Origin of the sequence: Bacillus sp. ISL-35 (genome assembly GCF_018613355.1) — a bacterium.
In the GTDB taxonomy this organism is placed as follows: Bacteria; Bacillota; Bacilli; order Bacillales; family Cytobacillaceae; genus Mesobacillus.
The window spans coordinates 73,885-88,797 of the sequence record NZ_JAGGQK010000011.1; the positions used below are offsets into that span (position 1 = coordinate 73,885).

16 protein-coding genes are annotated in these 14,913 nt (G+C 45.7%); 10 read left to right on the top strand and 6 right to left on the bottom strand.

All coding sequences use genetic code 11. From position 1 onward, the window contains the following. Window positions 1-15: 15 nt before the first annotated feature. Window positions 16-744 (bottom strand): ZIP family metal transporter, encoded by a 729-nt coding sequence (locus tag J7E38_RS15560; RefSeq protein ID WP_214706852.1) that lies wholly within the window; start codon window positions 742-744, stop codon window positions 16-18. A gap of 100 nt (window positions 745-844) precedes the next feature. Next, a complete protein-coding gene (locus J7E38_RS15565) occupies window positions 845-1,669 on the bottom strand; it encodes a DegV family protein (RefSeq protein ID WP_214706850.1) in 825 nt (274 codons plus the stop codon). Between the two features lie 178 nt (window positions 1,670-1,847). On the opposite strand from J7E38_RS15565, the gene J7E38_RS15570 reads away from it, so the two are divergent. Further along, window positions 1,848-3,032, top strand: coding sequence for an MFS transporter (locus J7E38_RS15570; RefSeq protein ID WP_214706848.1), 1,185 nt, complete (start codon window positions 1,848-1,850; stop codon window positions 3,030-3,032). Between the two features lie 42 nt (window positions 3,033-3,074). Here J7E38_RS15570 and J7E38_RS15575 read toward each other — a convergent pair whose 3' ends face one another. Both J7E38_RS15575 and J7E38_RS15580 read right to left on the bottom strand, forming a co-directional pair. Then, window positions 3,075-3,395, bottom strand: a complete 321-nt coding sequence (locus J7E38_RS15575) for a hypothetical protein (protein WP_214706847.1) — start codon at window positions 3,393-3,395, stop codon at window positions 3,075-3,077. Window positions 3,396-3,505: 110 nt separating this feature from the next. Next, window positions 3,506-3,928 (bottom strand): DUF1801 domain-containing protein, encoded by a 423-nt coding sequence (locus J7E38_RS15580; RefSeq protein ID WP_214706846.1) that lies wholly within the window; start codon window positions 3,926-3,928, stop codon window positions 3,506-3,508. A 1,210-nt stretch (window positions 3,929-5,138) separates the two neighbouring features. Between J7E38_RS15580 and J7E38_RS15585 the strand changes: the two genes are divergently transcribed. Then, on the top strand, window positions 5,139-5,654 hold the full coding sequence (locus J7E38_RS15585) for a DoxX family membrane protein (RefSeq protein ID WP_214706844.1): 516 nt from the start codon (window positions 5,139-5,141) through the stop codon (window positions 5,652-5,654). Window positions 5,655-5,713: 59 nt separating this feature from the next. On the opposite strand, the gene J7E38_RS15590 is transcribed toward J7E38_RS15585, so the two are convergent. Together J7E38_RS15590 and J7E38_RS15595 are read right to left on the bottom strand one after the other, a co-directional pair. Continuing rightward, entirely contained in the window at window positions 5,714-6,685 is a 972-nt protein-coding gene (locus J7E38_RS15590; RefSeq protein WP_214706843.1) for a phosphotransferase, read from the bottom strand. 149 nt (window positions 6,686-6,834) lie between these two features. Then, a complete protein-coding gene (locus J7E38_RS15595) occupies window positions 6,835-7,521 on the bottom strand; it encodes a YhcN/YlaJ family sporulation lipoprotein (protein ID WP_214706842.1) in 687 nt (228 codons plus the stop codon). A gap of 307 nt (window positions 7,522-7,828) precedes the next feature. On the opposite strand from J7E38_RS15595, the gene J7E38_RS15600 reads away from it, so the two are divergent. The 8 genes from J7E38_RS15600 (at window position 7,829) to J7E38_RS15635 (ending at window position 14,843) form a co-directional block, all read left to right on the top strand. Continuing rightward, complete coding sequence (locus J7E38_RS15600) at window positions 7,829-8,344, top strand: DoxX family membrane protein (RefSeq protein ID WP_214706839.1); 516 nt, start codon at window positions 7,829-7,831, stop codon at window positions 8,342-8,344. 62 nt (window positions 8,345-8,406) lie between these two features. After that, complete coding sequence (locus J7E38_RS15605; RefSeq protein WP_214706838.1) at window positions 8,407-8,700, top strand: hypothetical protein; 294 nt, start codon at window positions 8,407-8,409, stop codon at window positions 8,698-8,700. Next, window positions 8,654-9,556: a GNAT family N-acetyltransferase gene (locus J7E38_RS15610; RefSeq protein WP_214706837.1), complete on the top strand. Its 903-nt coding sequence runs from the start codon at window positions 8,654-8,656 to the stop codon at window positions 9,554-9,556. Before J7E38_RS15605 ends, J7E38_RS15610 begins: the two co-directional genes overlap by 47 nt. Before the next feature lie 147 nt (window positions 9,557-9,703). After that, complete coding sequence (locus J7E38_RS15615; protein WP_214706836.1) at window positions 9,704-10,150, top strand: DUF5381 family protein; 447 nt, start codon at window positions 9,704-9,706, stop codon at window positions 10,148-10,150. Between the two features lie 22 nt (window positions 10,151-10,172). After that, window positions 10,173-10,808: a hypothetical protein gene (locus tag J7E38_RS15620; RefSeq protein ID WP_214706835.1), complete on the top strand. Its 636-nt coding sequence runs from the start codon at window positions 10,173-10,175 to the stop codon at window positions 10,806-10,808. Window positions 10,809-10,969: 161 nt separating this feature from the next. Next, the gene (locus tag J7E38_RS15625; protein WP_214706834.1) at window positions 10,970-11,497 is read left to right on the top strand and encodes a YceI family protein; all 528 of its coding nucleotides are present in this window, start codon (window positions 10,970-10,972) and stop codon (window positions 11,495-11,497) included. 979 nt (window positions 11,498-12,476) lie between these two features. After that, on the top strand, window positions 12,477-13,685 hold the full coding sequence (locus J7E38_RS15630) for an MFS transporter (RefSeq protein WP_214706832.1): 1,209 nt from the start codon (window positions 12,477-12,479) through the stop codon (window positions 13,683-13,685). A 54-nt stretch (window positions 13,686-13,739) separates the two neighbouring features. Further along, window positions 13,740-14,843, top strand: a complete 1,104-nt coding sequence (locus tag J7E38_RS15635) for an AI-2E family transporter (RefSeq protein ID WP_214706830.1) — start codon at window positions 13,740-13,742, stop codon at window positions 14,841-14,843. The last annotated feature ends 70 nt before the right edge of the window (window positions 14,844-14,913 follow it).

Consider the following 14,913-nt stretch of genomic DNA (forward strand, 5'->3'; position numbering starts at 1 on the left):
GTCGCCCGGCACAATTTATGACAGATGATGCAGGACCAATGAAGCCAGCAAACCCAGTGCGGTGATCAGGCCGGTGACGGGGCCGCTTTCTTCGTAGGCTTCTGGCATCATTGTGGATGCGATCATGGCAATGATGCCACCGCCGGCGAATCCTGAAATGCCGGCCATGAGAGCCTCCGAGGCATCCTGGAGAAAAAAGTAGCCAGACCAGGAAGAAAGAGTGGCAATTACCAGGACGGAAATCCACATTACTGAAATTTTCAGGCGTGAATACCCGCTTTTCCTCAGTCCTGCTGTGCTGGATAGTCCTTCAGGAATGTTGCTGACGAAAATGGCGATGACGAGAAGGAAACTGACAGTATTTTGTTCAAGAAGGCTTGCACCGATCATGATCGACTCTGGTATGGCATCCATTATGGTACCTATGAAGATCGCAATTCCGGCATTTTCATCTGCCTGCTTGCCGGAACGTTTCCGGTCGGATGCACCTTTTCTGGATACCAGTATATCTAGCAGAGTGAAGATGGAAGCCCCTGCGACAAACCCGATGCTGCTTGCGAGAATTCCGCCTTCCTGAACCGCATCTCCTAACAGTTCATAGGAAGCGGCGCCAATCAGGACACCTGTGCCAAAGGCCATAACCCAACCAATGACCTTTTTAGGAATGGAAAAAATCATTGCTGCCAGGGAACCTAGCAATACTGCAGATCCTGACACTGCCCCCCAAAGTGCTGCATTCCACATATGTACTCTCCTTTCATAATAAATAAAGCTACCCACTTATGATTGGAACAAAACTGTGGCGTGTAGGGGAAATGTCTGAAGTATTCTTATTTTATCCCGTCTAAAAAGATATTATCATCCCATTCTTCCCGGCATATGTACCCATTGTCGCTCCCATATAACTGATCAGGACTTCCTTGGGTGATAACAGGGTGATGATTTCCTGCTTTAGTGCTTCGGCGTCGAATGCATTTCCGGTATGGGTGATGCCAAAGGTTACATCGGTAAAATCATTCCCGCGTTCCTGAATGATTTCAAGGACTCTTCTTTCGAACTTTTTCCTGCCGCGGACTTTTTCGAGGATTTCCACTTTGCCGCCGTCGACTCTTTCTAAAATGACTTTTATGTTGAGGATCTTAGCAAGGGAACCCTGGAATTTGCTCAAACGCCCGCCTTTGACGATATTCTCAAGCGTATCCAGGAGAATAAGAATATTCATATTTTCCCGGTAGGCAGTCAGGTTTTCTACGATTTCTCCCATGGTATTACCCTGTTCAGCCAGTTCAGCGGCCCGGAGTATTTGCAATCCATGTCCCATTGATCCGGCAAGTGTATCAAACACAGTTATATGGGCGGTCGATAAATCCCTGCCCATGCAGGCGGATTGATAGGTGCGGCTTAATCCAGAGGAAATCGTCAGGCACAGCAGTTCATCATCTGGCGCGAATTTTGAGAAAGCATCCGCGAAGGCAGCGGGAGAGGGCTGTGACGTCTTTGGCAGCTCGTCAGCAGCAAACATTTTATTAAAAAATTCCTGTGGTGTCAGGTCTTCTTTCTCCAAATAATCCTGGCCGTTAATGGAAATGGTTAAAGGTACAATGGTTATGTCATATCGCTCCATCAGCTCGGAAGGCAAATCAGCGGAGCTGTCTGTGATGATTTTCATCTTGAAAACTTCACCTCTAATAAAATAGTCTTTTAAAAGTGCATGGTGCATGCAGGCAAGTACATATGGCTCTGGACACATCCATGTTAAAGCGTTATAATTTAATTCGTTTTCCGAAATAATTATATCAAGCAAAATGGTTTATTGCATTCAAAAATTACAGCGAGGAGGAAGCTTGATGCCTAAAGAAAAATTATGGACGAAGGATTTCATCTCGATCTCGGTCGTGAACTTCGTGATCATGCTGTCGATGTATTTGCTGATTGTGACGATGGCCTCGTACGCGACCGATACTTATGGTGCGTCCAGCAGCATGGCGGGACTGGCCTCTAGTATTTTCATCATCGGGGTTCTTTTTGCCAGATTGTATGGCGGCAAAGAAATTGCACGAATTGGCAGCAAAAAGATGTTGCTTGGAGGAATTCTGTTTTTTGTTCTTATATCTGCTCTTTATCTCATTCCTTCTAATATCTATTTTCTGCTTGCCATCCGTTTCTTGCACGGAATTGGGATCGGGTTTGCCTCAACAGCAACCGGTACGATTGTGGCGCAGGTAGTTCCTGCCAGCAGGAAAGGGGAAGGGATCAGCTATTTTAGCTTGAGTGTGATTTTATCTACGGCGATTGGTCCGCTGATCGGCCTGGCGATGATCAATGAGTTTGGCTATCTGAGCATGTTCATCTTCTCCCTGGTTGTCGGTGCGGCGTGTTTGCCGATTGCCCTAACGATCAAAGAACCGGTCGTGGACTACCAGGCGGACGAAACGAAAAGCAGAAGATTCAGCCTTGCTAATTATTTTGAGCCAAATGCCCTTCCGGTATCGATTGTCATGTTCATCATCGCGCTTGCGTATTCCGGAACGCTCTCTTTTATCGCGTCATATGCGAAGGAGACTGGCCTTGCGGAGGTGGGGAGTTTGTACTTCTTCGTTTACGCACTCGCGGTATTATTTTCCCGGCCGTTCACTGGCAAACTGATGGATGTCAGAGGCGCAAACAGCGTGGCATATCCCGCGTTGATTGTGTTTGCGGTCGGAATGTATGCCCTGAGCCAGGTCAGTTCCAGTCTACTATTTCTTGCCGCGGCAGCGCTGATCGGTTTGGGGTATGGAAACTTCCAATCCATCGCCCAGACGGTTGCCATCAAGATGACTCCGCCGCACCGCATGGGACTGGCAACTTCAACGTTTTTCATCGCGATGGACATGGGCATAGGAGTCGGGCCATTCATGCTCGGATTCATGGTTCCGAAATATGGGTATAACGGCTTGTATCTTGCCATGGTGCCAGTGATTCTTGTTGGATTTGTCCTTTATTACTTTTTACATGGTAAAAAAGAAAACAAGGTTGTGCTGGATGCATAAAAAGAACCTCACCGGACAATGGTGAGGTTCTTTCCATATTTATTACATCGGTGCATAGTTCGTGTTGTTTTCAACATCCGTTTCCTTCTCTAACTCTTCCATTTCCATATGGGTCTGTGGGAAACCATTGGCCTGCCACTCCGCACGCATCGCGGAGTCAAGCTGGGTAAGCCCTCTTTCCGCAGGATCGATGCCCGCATCGACACTTTCCATCTGGTCAATTTTCTCGCTGTTCCTCATGTCAGTATCCTCAAGAAAACGAATCACGTCCCGCTGGCTCTTGCGGTAAGCAGCTGTCAGAAGTACAGCGCCGCCTGCTGAGAGCAAGGAAGCCAGTACAAAATTTTTGGTCGATTTTTTCATCTTCGTTCCCTCCATTTGCAAATAACTCCGCTTACCCTTTTAATTCCCGTTTTATATGACTTTAAAAAGACCAGTTATTTACAGTTGTGTTGCAGGAGGGGGATGATGGTTTATGTATGTGGATATTTTTCTTGTAAAAAGGAAACAGACTGCTTGATCAGAGCCTTCAATACTTCAATATCAATATCATCTACTTTGTTTATGTACACACATGCTTTTCCTGAGGTGTGTTTGCCGAACTCCTTCAACAATGCCTCTCTTTCGGTGTCGCCAGTGGCAAAATACAAGCTGATCTTAGCTTTTCGCGGAGAAAAGCCGACAAGCGGGGCATCCCCTTCGTGACCGGAGTCATATTTATAATGATACGAGCCAAATCCAATGATGCTCGGTCCCCACATTTTTGCTGGGTACCCTGTCGTTTCGGTAAAAATATCCAATAACCTGTAGGCATCCTCACGTTTTTTTAAGTTGTCGACACTCTCGATAAAGCTGATGACACTATTATCGTTTTCTTTCGTCTTCAGTTCGTACATCTGAAAAATCCTCCTTCTATGTTTAAGCTTGACCCTTATATGTACTTTCTAGAACAGCTGGTATAAATCCTTTGTATAGGGCTGGAAAGGGGAGGAACCAGTGGCGACTTCGGACAAGTTTAGTGCTCCTAAGCGAAAAGCTGTCCAAACCAGGGTCGACTTCGGACAAGTTTGGTGCTCCCAGACGAAAAGCTGTCCGAACTAGGGTCAACTTCGGACAGGTTTGGTGCTCCCAGACGAAAAGCTGTCCGAACTAGTGTCAACTTCGGACAAGTATGGTGCTCCCAGTCGAAAAGCTGTCCGAACTGGGGGCGACTTCGGACAAGTTTGGTGCATCCAGGCGAAAAGCTGTCCGAACCAGGGGCAACTTCGGACAAGTTTGGCGCTCCCAGACGAAAAGCTGTCTGAATCAGGGTCAACTTCGGACAGGTTTGGAGCTCCCAGTCGAAAAGCTGTCCGAACTAGGGTCGACTTCGGACAAGTTTGGTACTCCCAGTCGAAAAGCTGTCCGAACTAGGGTCAACTTCGGACAAGTTTAGTGCTTCTAAGCGGAAAGCTGTCCGAACTAGTGTCAACTTCGGACAGGTTTGGAGCTCCCAGACGAAAAGCTGTCTGAATCAGGGTCAACTTCGGACAGGTTTGGTGCTCCTAGACGAAAAGCTGTCTGAATCAGGGCCAACTTCGGACAGGTTTGGTGCTCCTAGACGAAAAGCTGTCTGAATCAGGGGCAACTTCGGACAAGTTTGGCGCTCCCAGGCGAAAAGCTGTCCGAACTAGTGTCGACTTCGGACAAGTTTGGCGCTCCCAGGCGAAAAGCTGTCCGAACTAGGGTCAACTTCGGACAAGTTTAGTGCTTCTATGCGGAAAGCTGTCCGAACTAGTGTCAACTTCGGACAAGTTTGGTGCTCCCAGCCGAAAAGCTGTCCGAACTGGGGGCGACTTCGGACAAGTATGGTGCTCCCAGGCGAAAAGCTGTCCGAATCAGGGCCGCTCTTCCTAAAATGCACATTATCCTTTTCTTCTGGCTGCCCGAAATGTGATTATAAGGGGGCATTTAGAGGAGAACATGACCAGTCGGTGAGAGGCTGTCACCATTCGGTCAAAACATTTCAACAGAAATGTGAACAGTTTCACAAATCCCCCTATTTTCGAGATATATTTGATATCTTAAGAGTGTAATAATACTAATTAAATTATTGGAGTGAGGAACATGTTTGCAAAATGGTTAAGAGAAAACAATGTTGCTGCTGGTATATTGACTGTCATTAGGGTATGGCTTGGATACAACTGGATGACTGCTGGATGGGGTAAACTGACTGGCCCTGGATTCGACGCTAGTGGATTTTTAAAAGGAGCGGTCGCCAACCCGGTAAAAGGTCCGGATGGACATATGGTGTACGGCTGGTACGTGAACTTCCTTGAAAATTTCGCGATCCCGAATGTGGATATCTTCAACACAATCGTGCCGCTAGGGGAATTCCTTGTTGGACTTGGATTGCTGCTTGGAACACTGACAACTGCCGCAATGTTCTTCGGCTTAGTGATGAACTTTAGCTTCTTCCTTGCTGGAACTGTATCTCACAACCCAACTGACATCTTCTTCGGATTCATCATCCTAGCTGCTGGCTTCAACGCTGGTAAATACGGACTTGACCGCTGGGTTGTTCCATTCATCCGCAAAACAGTTTTCAAACGCGGAGAAGATGGTGTCCGAAACGCTGCTTAACCTGAGTTAACTCCCCCATATTCATAAATAGTGCTGCCGGGAAATCCCCGGCAGCATTTTTATATTCCTGAAAACAAGTCCTCCAGGCAATCCCAATTTTCTGCTATCCATATATTCTCTTCGCGGAACCGTTTGATGGGAGTGGAATCTCCTGGCTTTTCAACCCGAATCCATTCGGCCTCTCTCCACCAGGTTAGTTTTATCGAACGTACCAGTTTTTCAAGCGGCAACGGTTTGAATTCGCGGTAACCGCTGACAAACGCCGAAACGCCGTCAACGCTTATTTGATTTTCATGAATGCAGCATGACAAGATGGGCCTTGAAATATCAAAATCGGTATAGACAACATTCATACGATCAAAATCAAGAATCGAAGAAACCTCATTTTCGCTGAATAAAATATTATCCGCAAACAAGTCCCAATGTGCCCACCCTTTTTCGCATTGAGCAAATAAGGATGTATCGTTTTCCGCGAGAATCCTTCTTTGTTTCTCCAACTGATGAAGAGTTTTGCTGCAATCAAGAGCAATGGTTTCGTCATATCTCTCATTCCAGTTTTCCAGCATTTCAGGTTTGGAGAGAATGTCCCAATGCAGCGGTTCCCTAGCGATATTTTTTTCAAGCAGTACATGCATTCTGCCAATAACCTTCCCCAGAATGTGCATTTGCGAGGGGTTCGCGGTTCCAGGGCGGAGGGTGAATCCCTTATTAAAACCCATGAGAACGAAGCGTTCACCGTTCTCCGTATTCAAGACGAAATTTCCTTTATAGGAAAAAAGCTCAGGACAGGGCAGGCCCTCCAGGAATAACGTGTTTTGGATCTGCAACGCTTTTTCCAGGCCTGGCACCCTTGCCTCCGGGTATCGATCCTTGTTATATTGCTTCACAAACAAATCGCCGGCAGCTGTTTTGACTCGCCATTTTAAGTTCCTGTATCCTAAGTGGATTTGATTCCATTCCTGAATTTCGATTCCAAACAGACGAGTGACCGCTTCAAAGATTTCTTCTTTTATCTCAGTTTCAACGACCATGTTCATCTCCCTTAGTATAGATCTAAGCTATATTTCGCGAGGAAAGGGAGGAATTCCTGTTTTACTGGGCAACAAAAAAAAACATAGGAAGCAAATCCAGTTTTATGGGCAACAAAAAAGCATAGGAAGCAAATCCTATGCTTTTGATTTTATCTACCGAAGAGATCGTCCATCGAATTGCGGAAGTCTTCGAATAGGCCATCCCTATTTCTGTCGGTGCGGATATCATCGGCGAATGTTCCCATTCTGTTATAAGCGTTGCGGTCAACGGAAACGTAAACTCTGTCGATCCCTTTGTTGGTCTGGCGGACTCTCTGCTCAATCTGCTTTTCCAATAAAGTGAAGTCCTCGCCATTATTGCGGGCCGTTCCATTCATGTCATTGCCCGATATATTGGCACCGTCATTGCCGGCATGCCTGCGGTCTTTCCCAGCATCGCCCTGGCCGTCAATGATGCCATCATTCCCGGCTGAGGTGTCATCCTGGTCAACGCGGCCATTTTCGGCGAAAGTCCTGCCGTTGCCATCCATTGCGTCATTAACCCGTGCATTTCCATCGTTGTCGATGTTATTGTCCGAAAGTCTCACACCAACATACGCATTGTTGTCGGAGATGATGACCCGTGCATCATCAACCTCTGGCATCTGTTCAATTTGGCGTTCCGTGCGATCAGCAAGCTGAAGTCCGTTTCCTTCGTTAGTAACAGGACCTCGTCTGACCTGGTTGATTTCTACCTGCTGGTCACGATTGTTATCGGCTGCATTGTTATTCGCTCCGCATCCGGCCAAGCCCATTGTAAAAACAGCGCATCCAGCGATGATGATTGATTTTTTCATCCTGATCACTCCTAGTTGGTTTAGTCATCCTTATGATGTCTAGAAGTTGGAGCGATATGCAGGAGGGAGGAAGGAATTTTTGCTGAGGTGCAAGACCGGATTCTGATAAAACGCAAATGAAAGACGGTCAGCAACAGTCAAGGAAAGACCCCCTTTTTAAAAAGAGCCCCCTAAAAACGTCATTGTCACCATTCGTTCAAAAGATTTCAACGGAATTGTGAATTCATTCACAAAACCCACTATTTTCAAGATTAATTTGATATCTTATAAGTGTAATAATACTAATTAACTTAATGGAGTGAGGAACATGTTTGCAAAATGGTTAAGAGAAAACAATGTTGCTGCTGGTATATTGACTGTCATTAGGGTATGGCTTGGATACAACTGGATGACTGCTGGATGGGGTAAATTGACTGGCCCTGGATTTGACGCTAGCGGATTTTTAAAAGGAGCGGTCGCAAACCCTGTTAAAGGTCCAGACGGACATATGGTGTACGGCTGGTACGTGAACTTCCTTGAAAACTTCGCGATCCCGAATGTGGATATTTTCAACACAATCGTGCCGCTTGGGGAATTCCTAGTTGGACTTGGATTGCTGCTTGGAACACTGACAACTGCCGCAATGTTCTTCGGCCTTGTGATGAACTTCAGCTTCTTCCTTGCCGGAACTGTATCTCACAACCCAACTGACATCTTCTTCGGCTTTATCATCCTGGCTGCTGGTTTCAACGCTGGAAAATACGGCCTTGACCGCTGGGTTGTTCCATTCATCCGCAAAACAGTATTCAAACGCGGAGAAGCCGTCGAACGCAACGCTGCTTAACCTTTGTAACATCCCCCTTTTATATAGAAATGGCCTCCGGTATGACAGGGAGCCATTTTTTATTGGTGGCAGGTAAGTGCGATATTTTTCTTAGAACAAAGAGGTGTGAACCGCTGGTTAAGCGAATAAAATATACGACCAAACAGAAGAAGGACCAGTCTTTACTCTATTGTATCCTATCAGGTTTCATGCTGGTGGGGATCATGGTGGCTGGAATCATGGAAGGGCTGGACCGCAGTGTGGTGGCTCCGCTTGTTATCATGGTTACGTCCTTTATTATGGGGATTTTATACAGATGGGGTGCTGCCCGTGAGGAAAATCGGGAAACCGTGGATCAAATTAAAAGAGGGTATTGATGGAGAAGATTATGAAATCATCGGCCAGCTCCAGGAGCGATGCAGCGAACATGACCGCACTGCTTTAAAGCTGGAGCTTGATTATAAACTGGGCGTAAGCGGAAATGACAAGGGCATTCAGGCGGTGAATGAATTCATGTACTTCGATGGGGAAAGCCTGATTGGCTATATTGGCATTTGCAGCTTTGGCGGACCATGGGAAGTTAATGGGATGGTCGATCCGGAGTATCGGCGCCAGGGGATTTTTTCAAAGTTGTTTAAGCTTGTTGTCGATGAGTGGAAACGCAGGGATTCAGGGAGCATGCTGCTGTTAAGTGATCGCAATTCGGCTGCCGGGCAAGGGTTTATTGCTGGGAGTGGAGCACAATATAAGCACACGGAATATGAGATGTTTTTGAAAAAAGTAGCGCCTGCTTTTGCGACAGAGAAGCTGGAAGGTCTGACATTCAGGAAAGCGACAAATGCGGATGCGCAGGAAATCGCCAGGCAGAATGTGATTTATTTTAACGATATCGGAGAAAGTGTCGAAGCCGAGGATATGATTCTTCCCGAGGAAGAGGAAAAGCGGGGGATGACTTCGTACCTTGTTGAAAAAGACGGGCAAATCATCGGGAAAGTGAATCTGCAGCTGACCTCGAAGCTTGGAGCGATTTTTGGCCTTGGCGTACTGCCGGAGCACCGTCGCAAAGGATACGGGCGGTCACTATTGTTGCTGGCGATTGAAAAATTAAAAGAAGCGAACGCGCAGGAAATCATGCTGCAGGTAGCGGCAGACAATTCCAATGCGCTCAATCTCTATAAATCATGCGGTTTTGAAGAGACATCCACAATGGATTATTTCGAACTGAGATCGTAAAAGCATCCGCCTTCGAGATGAGGGCGGGTTTTTTTGCAGTATATTTCAGGAGGTAGGTTTATATAATCTCTTGTGGTAAATTTTTGAAAAAGAGAGATTGAAAGCTTATAATTTTCCTATAAATGTCTATGGGAAGGTGGCAAAAGTATGAAGGTAGTGATGAGGCGGAGAAGGCTGTTCGTGAAATTTTTAGGGTCAGCGGTTTTCGCGGTTCCGGGTTTGCTGGCATTGCTGTTTGGCGTCCTGAATATTAATTGGATTTTGATAGCATTGGGAATCGGATGTATGTTCTTTGTCCCGATTTTCTTTCGTGCGGCGATTTATTTGATCAAGCCAAAAGTGGTTTTTGTAGTTGAGGATGGATGGATCAAATCAGACCTGCAATCAGCGGAGATTGAGTCACTTAAAGGCTTTTACCATTTTTGGAGAGGATCATCGAGCTATCTTGGATTATTGAAAAAAGATGATACCGAAGTGGATATAGAACTTTTTAACATGGTAGAGCCTGAAGACTACTCTGATGAATTGAAAAAATACATTCCTAATGTTGAGCCGAATTGGGAAGATGAAGAAGAAGTCAGTGTGAAATTTTAAAAAGGTAATTGAGGTGAAAGTGGTGGGCGGGAAGAAAAATTTTGGAACCTCAGTACTGGTTATTTTATTGGTCATTACGGTGATTGCTCTTTTGGATAATGCAAGGTCGGCAGATTCTGTATCGAAGCTTGAGGAGGATAACAGACGGCTAGAAATTAAAGTGGCCAGGTTGGAAGAAGAGGCCGGAAACCGGTTGAGGATGGCGGATGATTTGAAGAATGAGAATGATACTCTGGCTGTGAATCTTTCAAACCTGGAGGAAGAAATGGCCGCAGCGCAATCCTCTGTTTCCTATCAGGACTTTTTGGACGCAATCGAAGTTGTTGAAGGCTATAAAGCGGCGGGGAATATTGAAGAAGCGATGGAATTTATAATGCTTCAAAATTTCATAGGTTATGGCACTTTTGATGGTGCTGGCAATTGTCCATGCACTATTACTTTTAAATATCGTAATCATGAATGGAACCCCGGTGTAGTCCTGGATCTTAGCGAGTTTAATATTGAAAAAGGAAAAATCGTCCTTACTTTTCTTACCGTTGACGATTTGGAAAACAATTATCAATTCGTCATGTCAAAAGGTGAGGGCTTTTACGATATGACGGAAAAGTGGAGGATCGAGGAGATTAGGCTTAAAGGGAAGGAGGAGAAGGCGTTATAAAATTGGGTTTAGTCTATAAGCAATTATTTTTGCAAAATGGTATTGACAATCAAGTTCATTTTATGATAAATTTATCTCGAATTAAAAATAATTAGTTTTGAGATATTTTTTTAGAATCATATCTCGAATTCGAGATAAAAACAAAACAGGGGGAATTTATAATGGCTAAATTTGTAGTAGACCAGGCGCACTCAGCAATCGGATTTGAAGTGAAACACATGATGGTATCAAAAGTAAAAGGACAATTCGGCTCTTATACAGCTGACGTTGAAGCAGCAGACCTGACAGACTTAACAACAGCTTCAATCGCATTCAAAATTGATGTTGCAAGCATCGACACACGCAGCGAGGACCGCGAGAACCACCTGAAATCAGCAGATTTCTTTGATGTTGAAAACTATCCAACAATCGATTTCAAATCAACAAACATCACTCGCGATGGCGACGATTACAAAGTAACTGGCGACCTAACAATCAAAGACGTAACAAAGCCAGTCACATTCGATGTTGAATACGGCGGCAAAGGCACAAATCCATGGGGCGTCGAAGTTTACGGTTTCGAAGCAGAAGCAAAAGTAAACCGCGAAGACTTCGGTCTTACATGGAATGCTGCACTAGAAACAGGCGGCGTCCTGGTTGGTAAAGACATCAAGATTAAAGTAGAACTAGAAGTAAACCCAGCAGCATAATTTCGATTTGGAAAACCGTTCAGGGATTAGATGATCTCTGGACGTTTTTTTTGTTTTGCTTTTGATGTGGGGTTGGGGGATCTTGACAGGTTTGGGTGCTGGGGGAGAAATGCTGTCAAGAAAACAAGGTGATTTTGACAGGTTTGGGTTCTGAGCTTGAAAAGCTGTCATGAAAACGAGGTAATCTTGACAGGTTTGGGTGCTGGGGGAGAAAAGCTGACAAGAAAGCGAGGTAATCTTGACAGGTTTGGGTGCTGGGGGAGAAAAGCTGTCAAGAAAACAAGGTGATTTTGACAGGTTCGGGTGCTGGAGGTGAAAAGCTGTCAAGAAAGCGAGGTAATTTTGACAGGTTGGGGTGCTTGGGGTGAAAAGCTGTCTAGAAAACGAGGGAATCTTGACAGGTTTGGGTGCTGGAGTTGAAAAGCTGTCTGAAGTAAGTCCGAGTTCGGACAGGTTTGGTGGAAAACGAAGAAAAGCTGTCTGAAGTAGGTCCGAGTTCGGACAGGTTTGGCGGGAAACGAAGAAAAGCTGTCCGAAGTAAGTCCAGGTTCGGACAGGTTTGGCGGGAAACGAAGAAAAGCTGTCCGAAGTAAGTCCAGGTTCGGACAGGTTTGACGGGAAATGAGGAAAAGCTGTCTGAAGTAAGCCGGAGTTCGGACAGGTTTGGCGTGAAAAGAAGAAAAGCTGTCCGAAGTAAGTCCAGGTTCGGACAGGTTTGGCGGGAAATGAGGAAAAGCTGTCCGAAGTAAGTCCAGGTTCGGATAGGTTTGGCGGGAAATGAGGAAAAGCTGTCCGAAGTAAGTCCAGGTTCGGACAGGTTTGGCGTGAAAAGAAGAAAAGTTGTCTGAAGTAAAGGTAGAATGCGGTCATAACAATCAAAAGTCCCTAACTTCCTGCCCTAAGTAAAATCTTACCTTGTTTAAATTCGGAAAATTCGGTATTTTAATGATAAAGAATGCTTCTAGGGGCGGTGGAGGGAGTGACTCGTCTGTTATGGACTTTATCGATTGCGCAATTTCTGGCGATGCAGGTGTGGTTTAATTTTTCTGCGGTGATGCCGGTTGTGGAGAGGGAGTGGGGTTTGTCCTCGACGCAATCGGGGATAATTGTTGCGTTTTTTCATATTGGCTATGTGGCGGCGGTGTTTTTTTACAGCTTCTTGAGTGATCGTTATAATCCGAAGTATTCGTTTATGTACGGGGCGCTCATTGCCGGGGTGTCGGGTATTTTTTTTAGCATTTTGGCGCAAGGGTTTTGGTCGGCTTTATTGTTGCGATTCATTTCGGGGGTTGGGATTGCGGGGATTTATGTGCCGGGAATGAAGATTGTCGCGCAGACTTCGAGCGACCGGGCGCGTGGGGCAGCGCTGGGGCTTTTTGTTGGCTCACTTGTGGTCGGCTCGGGATTTTCCCTGCTGGTTTCTGGTTTGTTCATTAACTTGGTGGGGTGGAAGGGTGTTATTTTCATTACTTCGTGTTCTGCCATTCTTGCTGCTTCACTCATTTACTTTTCAAAGATTCCGGAAAATATCCGTATACATAATCAGCGTTTGAACATGGCGCTGTTAAAACGGGTGCTCACCAGGAGAAACTTGCTGGTGAATATCAGCTACACGGGACATTGCTGGGAGCTTTATGCGATGTGGGCGTGGATTGGGCCTTTTATGGTGTATTACTTTCAGACCCATAGTGTCGCGAACGCGATTTCCGTTGGCAATTTTATCGGAGCGTTTGTGGTGATGATTGGAGGGGTTGCCAGTTTCATTGGCGGCAGGATGTCCGATTCGTTTGGCCGGTTAAAATCGATCAAGTTGTTCATTTATATCAGCATTGCCTGTTCGTTGTCGATTGGCTGGCTGACACCCGCAAGCATGTGGATTTTGCTTCCGGTTGTCTTCGTCTATGGATTTACCATCATCGCCGATTCCCCAATCTACAATACGATGATTACAGAAATATCCGACCCGGAAATCACAGGGATTGCCCTGGGCATCCAATCTGTTCTCGGGTTTAGCGCAACGATTTTTTCACCAATGATTTTTGGAATCCTGCTCGATTATTTTAATTGGGGGATTGCATTCACGACGATTGGCGTCATGACAATCATTACGCCAATTTGCATTTCGATGCTAAGGAAGAAATTGAGTGTGGAGATTGACGCTAATATTCGAAACACCGATATACTTTAGAGCTAAAACTTGGTATAATTTTACCAAAATAATCTAAGGCAAGAGGGACATACATTGAATAAATCGAAAGTGCAGTTTTGGCTGATTCAAATTTTGCTTATCACGTCCATCATTTATGTTTCAACAAAGATTTCGTTTATGTTTGAACCGATTGGGATTTTTATCTCGACGATATTTTTTCCGATTCTGATTACGGGTTTTCTCTATTTCCTGCTGAATCCAGTGGTTGACTTTCTGCAGCGAAAAAAGGTTCCGCGGGTGCTTGCGATCTTGATCATTTATGTGGTGTTCGGGGCACTTCTTGTCCTGGCGATCGGCAATCTGGTTCCAGCGGTATCTAAGCAGGCAACCGAGCTTGCTAATGATCTTCCCGAATTCGCCAACAAGACGACTGATTATTTCTATGATGTAGTTCGTTCTTCTGAGTTTAAAAGCTTCAGGGATGAGCAGCGGGAAATGATTGATACTGTGCAGGGGCGCCTGATTGAGTATGCGAATACTTTGCCGAACAAGCTGACGAATGGCCTGAAGGGATTCCTCGGTGTCATCACCAACATAGCGATCATCCTTGTGACCGTACCGTTTTTATTATTTTACATGTTCAAGGATGGGCACAGATTCCCTCAGGCTGTATCGAGGTTCATTCCGAAAGAATACCGGGAAGAAGGCCTGAAAATCCTGAAGGAAACAGGTGAAACACTTGCAGCTTATATTCAGGGACAAGTGACTGTCGCCTCCGCAGTAGGGATTCTGGCATTTATCGGCTATATGATCATTGATTTGCGCTATGCGCTGATCATGGCGTTGATCGTTGCTTTTACAAATATTATCCCTTATGTCGGGCCGATTATCGGCGGCGCGCCGGCTGTGCTGGTTGGTTTCTTCGATTCTCCGACGAAGGCTTTGCTCGTTGTGGTGGTCATCCTGGTGGCTCAGCAGATTGAAGGGAACCTGCTTTCTCCGCTGATCCTTGGTAAAACGCTGGATACCCATCCGGCCACGATCATCATTATTTTACTGGCTGCCGGTAATCTCGCCGGTGTCCTCGGAATGGTGCTGGCTGTGCCGACATATGCTGTCATAAAAACAATCGTTCTGAATCTCGTCAGATTTTTGCGGGCGAGAAAAAGAGCAAGTATTTCTGTAGATATAAATTGATGCTGTTCATTGGGCGATAGGGCTGTGTTTTAGCTGCTATCGCTTTTTTATTACTTATAGGGGAGGCCCT